The organism is Chryseobacterium pennae (assembly GCF_003385515.1).
Lineage (GTDB): Bacteria > Bacteroidota > Bacteroidia > Flavobacteriales > Weeksellaceae > Chryseobacterium > Chryseobacterium pennae.
In genome coordinates this window covers 1-13,494 of the sequence record NZ_QNVT01000001.1, presented here as the reverse complement: position 1 = coordinate 13,494, position 13,494 = coordinate 1, and the positions used below count along the sequence as shown (strand labels likewise).

Sequence of the window (13,494 nt, the reverse complement as noted above, 5' to 3'; positions counted from 1 at the left end):
AAGAAATGTCACAAAGAATCAGAATAAAATTAAAATCTTACGATTACAACTTGGTAGACAAGTCTGCTGAGAAAATCGTAAAAACGGTAAAGGCTACTGGTGCTGTTGTAAATGGTCCTATTCCATTACCAACGAATAAGAGAATCTTCACAGTGTTGAGATCTCCGCACGTAAACAAGAAAGCAAGAGAGCAGTTCCAATTATCAGCTCACAAGAGACTAATGGATATCTACTCTTCTTCTTCTAAAACTGTTGATGCTCTAATGAAATTAGAACTTCCTTCAGGTGTAGACGTTGAAATTAAAGTGTGATAACTGCATACTTTGCAATGATTATAGAAACCGTTCCTTTTTAGGAACGGTTTTTCTGTTTCAATTTTAAAAAGACTGTCATTATCTCTAGATTGAATCAAACATTATCAATATTTTTGACTCAAACTTATACCATGAAAAAACTAATACTTCTGTTATTCCCTTTATTATTGAGTGCACAGACTCATCGTTTCGTATATCTGCTTCAATATAAAAAAGATTCATTGGTACAGGATTTTACCAAAGCCAATATGGTACTTGATATCAATCCTGATGATATCAAATTCTACCCTTATGCCTATGCAAAAAATGACTCTTTAAATATGATCAGAGGACAGAAAAGTGCCAGATGGGATGATGATCTTCCCGCTGTCATCAGAAAAAAGAACTCTTCTGAAAATACCTCACTCATTCTGATGAATGATTTTTATTCTTTAAAATCAAATGATAAAATCAACTGGAAATTATCAGATGAAACTAAAGTTGACGGGCAGTATACATTACAGAAAGCAACTACAGATTTCGGGGGCAGACAATGGATTGCATGGTTCTGCAAAGACATCAATTTAAGCGAAGGACCTTACAAGTTTCGTGGACTTCCCGGACTGATCTTTGAAATAGAAGACAGTAAAAAGAACTACATCTTTAAACTGGCAAAAAGCATGAAGTTTTCCAACACTTATGAAACCCCGTTTCTGGAGAGCTTTTTGGGAAAGAAACCTCTTCCTGTAACCGATAAGATGATTGTAAAAAAACAATTAGAACTGTACAACGATCCGTTACATGATGTCGCAGAATCGTTTAAATCCAATACTAATCCCGAGAATACTTTCTGGGTTTCCGGAGTACAGGTTAAAAGCATAGATCAGCTCAAAGGAATGTCTGATGAACGAAGAAAAACCATCCGAAGAGAAAATAATCCTATTGAAATTGATAAGGCCGCAAAATATCCTTTATACTAGAGAAAAAATTAATAATATTTTTCACCCCTCCCTTTCAAGGAGGGGTTTTTGTTCAAATATTTAAAAAGTGAGATATATCAGACTTGATAATTTATTTAGAATTAATAAAAATAATAAATTTGTAAAAAATTATCAGATGAATAAAGTAGTATCCTTTTCTCTACTATTATTGGGTGGGGTTCTTGCCAATGCACAGAAGACAAATGATTCAATCAAGCACAAAAAAATTGAAGAAGTAGAATTGTTTGGTGAAAGAAAAAAACAACCACAAGGGTTGGATGCAATCACCAGATTGCCATTGAAAACAAGAGACCAGATCCAGAGTATTTCTGTGATCTCCCATAAAGCAATTGAAGAATTAGGAGCACTTACTGTTACCGATGTAGCTAAGAATGTACCCGGAGTAACTTTATTTTCCAGCTATGGCGGAGGAAGTGAGAGTATGTCTATCAGAGGATATCGTGGGGTTCCGGTACTGAAGAATGGTGTTCAGATGGATTCAGATTTCCGAACAGCAGGGATGATGACAGACATGCAGGGAGTGGAAAGTATCCAGGTAATTAAAGGTTCAGCGGCAGTAAGCCAAGGTGTAGGAAATGGTTTAGGGTCTGCAGGTGGAGTAATCAATGTGGTAACTAAAAGACCTCAGTTTATTGATCAAACTAATGTAGGTTTCCGTTACGGAAGTTGGGACTTTTACAGACCTACTGTAGACTTCCAAAGAGTTTTGGATCCTCAAGGGAAAGTGGCTGTAAGATTTAACGGTGCCTATCAGAACAATAATTCTTTCAGAAGCCATGTTTCAGGAGAAAGAATATATGTGAATCCTTCAGTAGCATTCCGACCGGATGATAAAACATTAATTAATGTGGAGATGGATTATCTTCATGATAAACGAACTCCGGACAGAGGAACTGTAAACCTTGCACCTGGAACTACAGAAGCATTATACCATATGCCAAAAGGAAAGTTCTTAGGATATTCTTCCGATTATATGAAGACGGAAACCTATAACTTTGCGACAACTGTGGTACGTCAGCTTACCAGCAAACTAAAGGTAAGAGGAGCTTTCATCAACTCAGTGAGCAATTCAGATAATTTAGGTTCATCCGTTTCTACAATAGGGAATGATCCTAAAACAATTAACTATAATCTAAGACAACGTACAATAAGCAGATCAGGATCAGAAGACCTTAACAAGGTATTACAGTTTGATTTCATTGGAGAAGACATTAAAACAGGTTTTATCAAGCATACCTTCCAGGTAGGATTTGACTGGAGAGAAACAGAAACATCTACTACAGGATATGATGTTTATAAAAATTCTATTGCGCCGGGTAATTTACTTTCTTCACCTAGAAAAGTAAATGGAAACTCTATTCCATCTGTTGTGATCGATCAGTTTGATGTTGTTAACGGAACTATTCCAAACGAACTTCCATTTGATCTGGCGTTTGATAAACTAGAAAGATCTGTACCTAATTTAAGCCCTACAATTGGTATTATGGCTCAGAACGTAATGTCAATCGGAAAATATGTAAAAGCTCATTTAGGATTAAGATACAGCAGACTGAATGGTACAAACAATGCAGATAAAGATGCATGGAATCCATCTTTCGGATTAATTCTTTCTCCGGTTGAAAATATTAATGTATTCGGATCTTATACAACAACCACTTCTTTAAGATCTGCAAATAATGCTCTTCAGTCCGGAGGATTGATGGGACCTTCTACAACTAAACAATGGGAAGCTGGATTCAAATCGGATTGGTTCAACGAGCGTCTAAGATTTAATTTTACCTGGTTTGATATCAATACAAATAATTTATCAAATAATGTTTTGGATAGTAACTACAGACCTGTTTCTGATCCGGTAAGAGGAAATCTTTTTGTGATGGCCGGGGACTTGAGAAGAAAAGGAGTAGAGGTAGAGTTGATCGGAAGACTTTTACCTAACCTTCAGGTAATGTCAGGGTGGGCTTATCTTGATGCTCAATATCAGAACAGTCCGTCATACATGAATGGCTCCAGACCAATGAACGCACCAAAACATACAGCTAATGCATGGTTGAATTATAAATTTAATACAACTATATTAGAAGGATTAGATGTTGGAGCAGGAGTTTACTATGTAGGAAGCCGTCCTGTAGATGAATGGAGCCAAAAAACATATACTGCAGGTCATATCAACAGTGTAAGACCTGGAGATAAGCCTTTCGATATGCCGGAATATACTACCGTAGATGCTCAGGCTGGGTATACCCTTAAAAATGGTGTAGGAGTAAGAGTATTCTTCAATAATATCTTCAATACGGTAGGATACAGTTCTTATTTCAGAGGGGGATACATTGATCAGATTCAGCCAAGAAACTTTGCTGTACAGGTAAACTATAAATTCTAATCAACAAATCAATAGTTATGAAAAGTTTAAAGACAGTATTCTTAGCACTTGTTCTTGGTGCAGCTGCAATATCATGTTCAGGTGATAAAAAGAAGGGAGTGGATTACAGCCAGTTTAAAACGGAAGTACAGCTTACTCCAGACCAGGAAAAAAGCTTTGATGAGATCACTGCAAAATACCAGCAGTTGCAGGAGCAGAACTTTCAGGCTGCAAAAGCTCAGGGCGGGAATATGGACCGTGTAGCATTGGGGATCAAAGGAGAAGAACTGAGAAACCAACAGGCTATTGAAATGGCTAAAGTTTTGGATGGCCCACAAATGGAAAGATTCAACAAATTTGTTGATGAAAATGCCAGAAAAAGACCAAGATATGATAATGCTTTACTGGAAAGAATAAAAGCAGAAGCTCAGCTTTCGGAAGATGAGTTCAAAGTAGTGAATGCAGCAAACGATGCTTTTGAAAAAGCATTCAGCGATGCACACGATGTATATCATGGGAATAATGATCTTGCTAAAGAATACTGGGAGAAATTTGATACGCAGAGAAAGGCTGCGATTCAAAAAGTATTAACTCCGGAACATTATACAAAGTTCGAGGAGATTGTAAAAGAAATCCAGTTCAAAGGAAGAAAATAAACAATATTAATACCGGTTTAGAAAGGAGGATATACTAAAGATTCCTTTCTCAAATTTGTATTGACTTTTAATTTATTCATATCAAATTAATTTTATAAACATTAAGACGGTTTCAACTGTCTTAATGTTTTTGCTATAATACCAAAATGAAAACACTGTTTAAAAGCCTTTACAGGAAAAGACGCAAGAATGAATCTCTCATTAAATATGTAATGTGGATTATTCACCTTTGGCTGGGACTTTTATCATGTGTCATCATTTTTATAGTTTGCCTTAGTGGCTGTCTTTATGCTTTCAAAAATCAGATCATTGATTTTACAAACAGAGACAAAGTATATATCAGTGAAACCTCCACCCAGGTTAAGAATCCGGATCTGATCCAGGCAGAATTACTGAAACAGAATAAAGAACTCACCTCACTGTTGATTCCTGATGATAAAGGACGCAGTTATGTTATTGGTTATCGTGAAAATCAATTAGACAAGAGTACTTATTATAACCAATATACCGGAACAATTCTTGGTCAGCCTGAAGTGGGATCCGGTCGCTTTTTTGAAATCGTTCTGGATATTCACAGAAATCTGATGATGGGAAATGCTGGTCGTCAGATCCTGGGAGCCGGCGTATTGATATTTTGTGTATTATTGATCTCAGGGGTGATCCTTTGGCTGCCTAAAAAGCTAAAGTTTCTGAAACAGGGTTTAACCGTTATGTTCAGGGCAAAATTCCAGCGAGTGAATTATGATCTTCATAACACCCTTGGCTTTTATACCTTTCTGATATTATTCTTTATTGCAGTTACCGGATTGTATGTAACCTATCCTTGGGTGAAGAATGGTCTGATTGTAAGCTTAGGAGGATCTTCTATTGATAATATTTCAAAAGATACAGGGAATGGTGATGACGCATTTGGCGGACTGTTGGAAGATATGCTCCAGAAACAGGATGAAAAGAAAAATCTTAAAGACTCCGAATCTGCTTCCATTGATGAAATTTTACAGCTGGCAGATCAGTATCTTCCTTATACTGCAGTTACCAGTATAGAGCTGCCTAATAAAGATAATCCGAGATACGTTGTCATTAAAACCAATACCCAAAATTTCCTTGGGATGATGCTTCCGGATGAAGTTACTTTTGATAAAACCGGAAATTTTAAAACCAAAGAATTGTTTTCAGATAAGCCCTTAAATAAACAATTCACATCATTGGCCAAGCCATTGCATACAGGAGAAATTATGGGACTGCCAAGTATTATTCTTTACTTTATCGTTTCGTTTATCGGTTGCTCATTGCCTGTTACAGGATTCCTGATCTGGTGGCATAGGTTTAGAAAAATAAAGTAAAATATCCCTTAATTCAAATTTACATACCTCATTTTCACTATTATCTTCGTCTGTTCGGGTTAATTTTATACATTTAATATAAAATAATCTGAACTATGGATCATAAGAATAACAATCTCTTTGAAAAATTTTCAAACTGGGCTGTGAAATTTACAGGAAGTCAGTACGCTTTTATTGGTGCCATGCTTATCGTTATAGTTTGGGCTATTTCTGGACCCTTTTTTGATTATTCCGAAACCTGGCAGTTAGTTATCAATACAGGAACTACAATCATTACTTTTCTCATGGTTTTCCTCATTCAAAAAGCCCAGAATAAAGATTCAAAAGCAATACAGATCAAGCTGAATGAAATCATTGCAGCCCATGAAAAAGCCAGCAACAGAATTGTAGATATTGAAGATCTTACAGAGGCTGAATTGGATCAGCTTCATCATTATTATGAAAACCTGGCTCAGTTTGCTAAAGAAGATACAGATATCCATACTTCCCATTCCATAGATGCCGCACAGAGGAATCAGGATTACAAATATGAATTCTTCAAAAGGAAACATGAAGAATGGATGCAGAAGCAGGAGCGAAAAAACGAATAGACTTTTTATTAAAAAAAATCTTTGAAATTCAATTATTATAGTATTTTATTAACGTTGAATTATTGTAATTTATATTTTTGTGTTTAATTTTAATTTTTTGTTTGTTTTTTAGTGTTTTTTTTAACAAATATTTAAATTTGTTGTACAAATATTATATATGAAAGCAAAATTATTTTGTTTGCCGGTATTATTTTTAACAATATCAGCAAATGCACAATGGAGCAGAGGGCTTCCAGAACAAAAAATCACAAAGAAAAGTGATCATTCGGTTTACTATAAACTCGATACAGATCAGCTCAGAACTCAGCTGCTGAGAGCTCCTAAAATAGGTGAGGGTGCTCCTATTACAATCAGTATTCCTACTCTTGACGGAAAAATTGAAAAATTTACAGTAAACAGTTTTCCAGTAATGGATGAGACTTTAGCGAATAAGTATCAGCTGGGGTCGTATGTTGGGATCGGAACTGATGATCCTTCCAAATACATCAGATTTAGTATCGCTCCCAATGATTTTCAATCTATGATTATTGGTGCTGATGGTAAATATGAATTTATAGAGCCGGCAACTGCTGACAAATCTTATTACTCTGTACACGGAAAAACAAATAAGAGCGGTCATGCATTTGTATGTAATACCAAAGAGGATAAAGAAGCTGTTGCCAGAATACAGAAGCTGATAAATTCCGGAACGGCAGCAAAATCAAATAACAAAACTTTTCATACCCTTAGACTGGCAATGTCTGTGACAGGAGAATATACGGCCTTCTTTGGAGGCGTAGCAGGTGCTCTTACACAAATCAATGCTACTTTGTCAAGAGTAAATGGGGTGTTTGAAAAAGAATTTAATGTACATGTCAATGCAATTAATGCCCCAGGTCTTATATTTTTGGATGCTGCTAATGACCCTTACAGTACTTCCAACCTTATGTGTAAGTGGAATTATGAGCTGATGAATACATTGCATGGAGGAGCTTATGGTGTTACGGATGAAGATTTTGATATCGGACATTTATTTGGTGCAACAGGCGGTGGCGGGAGTGCCGGATGTATTGGTTGTATAGGAAGTAATGATATATCTACAGATAATGATCCTGATTGTGGAAACTCTCCTTCTCCAGGTAATTATAAAGGGAGCGGATATACTTCTCCTGGAATTGATTTTTATGCTAGTGGTACATGGAACCAAAACAGTACAGCTCAATTACCACCAAGTGGAGACGCTTTTGATATTGATTTTGTAGCTCATGAGCTGGGACACCAGTTGGGAGATTCCCATACATATAGTTTCAATGAGAACTTTTTGAATCAGGAAGTTGAGCCAGGCTCAGGATCTACAATTATGGGATATGCCGGAATTACCGGCACAAGTACAGATGTTCAAAGGCATTCTGATGTTTATTTTCATAGTGTGAGTATTGATCAGGTGCAGACAAACCTTGTAACAGTAACTGCTGATGTAGAAACACCGATTGTTAATAATCCTCCTGTTGTAACTGCAATGAATACAACCTATACCATTCCAAAATCTACTGCGTTTGTATTAACTGCATCTGCAACAGATCCTGATGGAGATGCTTTAACATATTGCTGGGAGCAGATAAATCCAAGTAAACTGGCTAATGGAGTGACAAAAACAAATATCGGAAATACAACTTCAGGGGCTAATTTTAGATCTTGGCCGCCAGCATCAAGTCCTACAAGATACTTTCCTAAGCTTGAAACAGTGCTGGGTGGAGCAGTAAAAAAAACTGCTGATTTTGAAGCAGCAAGCACAATAGCAAGAACTACCAATTTCCGTGTAACGGTAAGAGACAATAAACCCGGAGGGCAGGCGCAATCTGCCTCTGCAAATCAAATCGTTGTTGTAGGATCTGCTGCTGCGTTTACAGTAAACACAGCCTCTCTTACCCCTAATACTAATTCTACCATTACATGGACGGTATCCGGAACCACAGCTTCTCCATACAATGTTGCCAATGTTAAGATTGATTATACAGAAGATAACGGTGCAACATGGAATGACCTGGCGGCATCAGTCCCAAATAATGGTTCAGCAAGCGTTTTCATCCCTGCTTCTTTAGCAGGAAAGGAAATTCATGTGAGAGTATCTGCTATTGGAAATGTATTTTACGCAGTGAAGAAGGCTACTGTATTAGCTACATTAGCTGTTTCTGAAACCAGAAAGAATGTTAAAACTGTTCATATTTATCCAAACCCTGTTGAGGATATATTGAATGTAATGAACGTTTCTCCAGGCGCTACTTACGAAATCTTTAATACTCCCGGACAATTAATCTCAAAAGGAACAATAGGCGAGGGGAGCATTAATGTGAGCACTTTGGTAAAAGGAGTTTATTTCATTACAATTAATGGTAAGGATATAAATACTAAAACCAAGTTTGTCAAAAAATAATATAATAAAATAAAAAACCTCTGATGATTCAGAGGTTTTTTTATAAATGATTTTATCTCATGAAATAGCTGAAATAACTGCAGCTTCCCATCAGACTTTTGGTGGTCTCAGTATCTGAGTACTGTGTCTTAAGCTGGGCAAAATACGTTCTGTATTTTTGATTCTTAAGATTGTCCATTTCCTTTTGACGGGTGTCTTCTTTTTCAGACCATTTAGGGTCAGAATAATCAAAATCTTTTGGAGCTTTTGCCTCATACTGATAATATTTACCCTGTTCGGCACTTGCCATCTGGAAGAGAATTCTAGCCTTTTCCTCTTTATTGTTGGAAAGGGTTAGAGCCTTTTGGTAATAGTTGATTGCCAGATCAAAATTATCAGGTTCAATATAAGAAGTATCAAGGAAGTTCTTATAGTAATATTTGTAAGGATTGCCCTTGTCATTATTCCAGAAATAATATTTTCCACCGTTGCTGTTATCAATATCCATCACAAATAAGTGTCGGTAATATCCTAAAATGGAAGTATTATAGAGTAGGTTTCCAATAAGTTGATTCGCTCTTGCTGCCTTTTCATCTTTACCATTCCCTATTTTCTTAAGCTGGATCAGCGCATCGGTTAATTCCAGTTTATTCATATTATTTTTGATAAAAGAAAAATCAGTATAGCCTTCCGATTTCATGGATTCCGCATCGTTGCTTTGATAGCTTTCCCAAACATTGTGTCCAAAAACAAGACCTGGAATATTATTAAAGCCATTGTATTCAGTAGGAGTATACTGTTTTTGCGTTATGGTTTGGCCGTCTTTCTCTGTCCAGTCATAATTTTCCCTTGGAACTCCGCCAAATTTCTTAGCCTTTTCATAATATGATTTAGCCTTTTCAAAATCAGCAAGTCTCATAGCTCTGTCACCATAGATTGTGTTGAAGAATGCTTCAATATTTCCTACACTATCCATATTTTTAGCGATGATCTGTTGCTCAAATTGGGTTTTGTTAGGTTTTCTATAGAAATCTTCCACACTTTTTACCAGGCTGGAGTTCGGGTTGTACTGAAGATCGGAAAGTTTATTGTTCATCAGGAATGATTTGCCATCTTCTCCCTGAAGGAAATAACGGTTGGCCATCACATCCTTCAAAAAATCAGCTGTAGAAGGTACCGTTCCATAATAATCACTATTGACATTAGCGGTGTCTTTTTTTACTTCTTTTTCCACAAAATATTCAGCATAATCCTTCATCAGATGATCTTCAAAAGCCGCATCAACTTTCGGTTGGGAAACAATATCATTCAGAACTTTCATCCTTTTTATTTCCTCAATATATTCAGGATTGGTTGTCTTGATGTCATTCAGGATTTCAGTACTTTCTTTATAGTCTTTCTTTAAAAACTTAAGGTAGGCATCAGCAATCTGCCAATATTCATCTTTAGATTTTTCTTTCGTTTTTGAAGTGAACTTTTCAAGGTCATTAAGATAATCTTTAGTATTATCATCATATCCGCTATATCCAGTTGTATAGAAAGGAATTCTGTTAGGGTTGTTCACTAATTCATCATCGCTCTGGTCAGTTTTACTTCCATTTCCGGAAGCATCAGCTTTAGAACCTCCGAAAAGATTTTTGAAGAACCTTACGATTTTCTGCCAGAAGGACACTTTTTCTTCCTTTACCTCTTTTACCTCTTTGGTTATTACTTTATCTGTAGTTGGATCGTTTGAATTATGATTTTCAGTATTTCCTCTGTAAACGGATATTCTGCCATACGCATCCGAAGTATAATAATAGGTCGGAAGGTAGCTTCTTTCCAGCTCGTTGATGCTTCTTACTGCCATTACCTTTAAGATTTCAGAATCCGGATTAATGTCAAACATCTTTTCCATAATAGGAATAGGATTGTTGAAATCTTCGTATCCTAGAAGGAAATAAGCCATGTTCTTTTCCTCATTCGTATTGGCTCTTTTCATAATATTGCTGAAAGAGGCCGTGTCCGAAAGCTTCATAGAAATGAACGCAGATTCCTTACGGTCTTTACTGTTCATAAATACCTGGAAGAAATTCCAGTTGGCATCACCATTCATTTCCAATCCTCTTTGAGCGCCTGCAAGCTGATCTAATGCCATATAATAGACTGTACCCTTTAATTTGATAGGCTCAATATAACTTTTGAAAGCCTGTAGCGCAGAGTCATAGTTTCTGGTATAGTGATTTAAACGGACCAGTTGATATCCGTACCGTTGTTTGATCTCAGGATTTCTGGCTGCATTATACAAAGAAGTGAGAGCAGAAATTGTTTTATTATAATCAAGAGAGGTGGCATTCTTTCTGCTGTCATCCCTGCCATAGTAAAACGAGTTCTCACTTTCAATATAATTGATGCTCATGTACGGCTCCAGATATTTAGCCTCAATTAAATAATCAATTCCTTCCTTATATTTCTGGTAAAATCCTGTTCCCAGTTTCTGTAAAAGTGGGTTGGCAGGAGTTCCGCTTTTAAGAGCATTAAGATCATTCATGCTTAATTTATATACCAGATTCTGAGTTTCGGTGTAATTAAGCTGATTGTTAAAATACTTTTTCCATGTTTCAATATTATCATCAGGAATCATAGACGGATTATACTCACCAAAGAATCTTGAGGAATAGGTATGAAGGAAAGGAAGGTAAGACTTATCCTTAATAATGCTCTGTGTAAAAAGATTGAAGTATTCATAATCCGGATCCGACCACGCACAGGCGTTGGAATTTGTATAGAAAAGAGATACAACCGCAAGTGAAAGAATATACTTTTTCATAGGGTTTGTGTGGTGTTTTTTTAGTTTTTATAGAGTTGTTTTGTAATCAAAGTGCTGGCAGAAAATAACACAAGTTGCTGAATGTCTATTCTCTGTCCTAATCTATAGTAGATTTAAAATTTTCGATCTAGCACAAATTTACTATCTAATTGATAATAAATTATATTAAACTGCTGTATTTTTTTCTGAAGAAAAAGAATCACATCAGTTAATTGTTCCTCCGATATTTCTTCCACTTTTATTTTGAAACCTTTATTCAGGTAACTCCCAAAGTAGAAGCCGTCTTTTAATACTTCAGCTTCATGGTCAGAGATCTTTTTAAAATTAGGGTTGTTGAGATCTTTTTTAGACAACGCATTAATAAGTTTATGCTTGCCCAGATGATTCGTAATGATTCCCCATGAATAAATAGGAAGGGCTACTTCAATTTTTTTAATAGGATAGTCTTCCAGTTTCGAAAGATAGCTTTTCAGGATGCTGACATCCAGGATAGAATTTTTGTCCGATTTATCCAAAGGAGATGAAGTGGAGTAGCACATCAGATAGACCTTATCCACTGGGGGAATTCCTGTTTGCTTTTTATCTTTAACCTGATGAAGACGTAACGTACAGGTAATTTTCTTTCCGGAAATACGTTTAAGTTCTTTTAAAAATTTAAAATAATCATCCCGTGTCCCGGCAGTCCAGTCACAGTCGATCTGAATTTCATTGTTGATGTTTAAATGATATTCTTCAGCTTTTTTCTGAATCAAATGATGAATACTCTCTGCAAGGAATCTGACTTCCTCCTGAGAAATTCCCAGCAAAGTTTGATTGGTGATAAAAACAGTAGGTACAATTTGCTTATCCGTCTGAAAACTTTGGTCTTTAGTAATAACAGCAACAGGCTGGAACTTTCCTCCTGCTTTATCAATATCAAAAAATCTTGTGTATACATAAGGAACAGTGGCCTGATCCAAAACTTTCTTCTCTTCCTGATCCAGCTTCAGATTTGTTTTCCAGTAATAAAATGTGTAAGGATGGTTCTCTTTTTGACTGCATGAAACAATGAAAAGTAAAACCCATAAAATGTTTAGTATTTTCATACTTTGGTGTGCGTAATTGATTTTTCAAAAGTAAAGATATTTATACAAACTATTCATCGCGAAATCCCGGGATTTTTTATTCCTGACAAATTCCATAATTTCAAACGTTTCTTGCTGAAAAAGCAAACAATTAGTATAATCATTCACCTCCATCGGAAGGGTGTCAAAAACTCAAAGAATTTTCCCTCACAACAAACAAAAACCACCCCAAAGGAGTGGCTATGTTTAATCTTGTTACTTATAGAATTCACTTTCACAAGTACAAGTCTCTTTATCTATACTTTCTCTGGCGGAGCAACAACCTTCAAGATTTTGAATATTACCTTTTTCATCCGTAAGGTAGATCTTATCTTTATCAAATTTCACAAAGAAGGTTTCGTTGTATTCCTTGAAGTGTACCTTCATTACTTTGTTAGCTGCATATTTTCCAGCATTTACTTCTTCTGTAGTTTCCTTTCCGTTAGCCTGATTTACCTGAACGTACCCAAAGAGTACATCACCGTTCTTTTTCACATCTAAATAATAGTGAGGAGTACCGGTACCGCTATATCCTTCCAGAATATCAAAGCTTCTGTGTCCGGTAAAAGGAACCTTTACCTGTGCCAGAGTGAACATGCTAATGCATAAGATTACTAAACTGAAAATCTTTTTCATATTATTTTTCTTCAAATTTAAAAAATATCTGCCGAATCTGTAAACCGTAAAATCCCGGTAATTAAGAAAGCGATTATCATTAATATTCTCCAGTCTCCTTTCTTCTTTACCTCTCATTCGTATAACCATTCCTCTCCAGTAGCTCATCTTGTAGTGGTTTTATAATTCTGCACCTTTTTTCAGGTAATAAAAACGCTGCATTGTTTGTGCTATTTTTTTAATCCCTGGAAAAGGGTAATTTTTTGTTGGACTAAAAGCAGCCAGTGATTTGCTTAGCTCTATGACAAAATCCTTGATTATTACAATCTTTTT

General features: G+C 36.0%; 10 protein-coding genes. 7 read left to right on the top strand and 3 right to left on the bottom strand.

Features of this window, described 5'->3' with window-relative positions:
• Positions 1-5: 5 nt before the first annotated feature.
• From rpsJ to DRF65_RS00020, 7 genes are all read left to right on the top strand, one after another.
• Positions 6-311, top strand: a complete 306-nt coding sequence (gene rpsJ / locus DRF65_RS00050) for a 30S ribosomal protein S10 (protein ID WP_002661363.1) — start codon at positions 6-8, stop codon at positions 309-311.
• Between the two features lie 134 nt (positions 312-445).
• Positions 446-1,273, top strand: coding sequence for a GLPGLI family protein (locus tag DRF65_RS00045; protein ID WP_115967838.1), 828 nt, complete (start codon positions 446-448; stop codon positions 1,271-1,273).
• A gap of 136 nt (positions 1,274-1,409) precedes the next feature.
• Complete coding sequence (locus DRF65_RS00040) at positions 1,410-3,674, top strand: TonB-dependent siderophore receptor (protein ID WP_115968614.1); 2,265 nt, start codon at positions 1,410-1,412, stop codon at positions 3,672-3,674.
• Between the two features lie 17 nt (positions 3,675-3,691).
• A complete protein-coding gene (locus DRF65_RS00035) occupies positions 3,692-4,309 on the top strand; it encodes a hypothetical protein (protein WP_115967836.1) in 618 nt (205 codons plus the stop codon).
• A gap of 146 nt (positions 4,310-4,455) precedes the next feature.
• A complete protein-coding gene (locus DRF65_RS00030; protein WP_115967834.1) occupies positions 4,456-5,652 on the top strand; it encodes a PepSY-associated TM helix domain-containing protein in 1,197 nt (398 codons plus the stop codon).
• A gap of 95 nt (positions 5,653-5,747) precedes the next feature.
• The gene (locus tag DRF65_RS00025) at positions 5,748-6,242 is read left to right on the top strand and encodes a low affinity iron permease family protein (protein WP_115967832.1); all 495 of its coding nucleotides are present in this window, start codon (positions 5,748-5,750) and stop codon (positions 6,240-6,242) included.
• Between the two features lie 157 nt (positions 6,243-6,399).
• Complete coding sequence (locus DRF65_RS00020; RefSeq protein WP_115967830.1) at positions 6,400-8,655, top strand: zinc-dependent metalloprotease; 2,256 nt, start codon at positions 6,400-6,402, stop codon at positions 8,653-8,655.
• Between the two features lie 52 nt (positions 8,656-8,707).
• Here the strand turns inward: DRF65_RS00020 and DRF65_RS00015 are convergent, their stop codons facing one another.
• The 3 genes from DRF65_RS00015 to DRF65_RS00005 all read right to left on the bottom strand — a co-directional run bounded on the left by DRF65_RS00015 (position 8,708) and on the right by DRF65_RS00005 (position 13,329).
• Positions 8,708-11,443 carry a hypothetical protein gene (locus DRF65_RS00015; RefSeq protein ID WP_115967828.1) on the bottom strand — a complete coding sequence of 912 codons (2,736 nt, stop codon included), beginning with the start codon at positions 11,441-11,443 and terminating at the stop codon, positions 8,708-8,710.
• Positions 11,444-11,556: 113 nt separating this feature from the next.
• Positions 11,557-12,528 (bottom strand): hypothetical protein, encoded by a 972-nt coding sequence (locus DRF65_RS00010; RefSeq protein ID WP_115967826.1) that lies wholly within the window; start codon positions 12,526-12,528, stop codon positions 11,557-11,559.
• 234 nt (positions 12,529-12,762) lie between these two features.
• On the bottom strand, positions 12,763-13,329 hold the full coding sequence (locus DRF65_RS00005) for a hypothetical protein (RefSeq protein WP_228438416.1): 567 nt from the start codon (positions 13,327-13,329) through the stop codon (positions 12,763-12,765).
• Between the last annotated feature and the right edge of the window lie 165 nt (positions 13,330-13,494).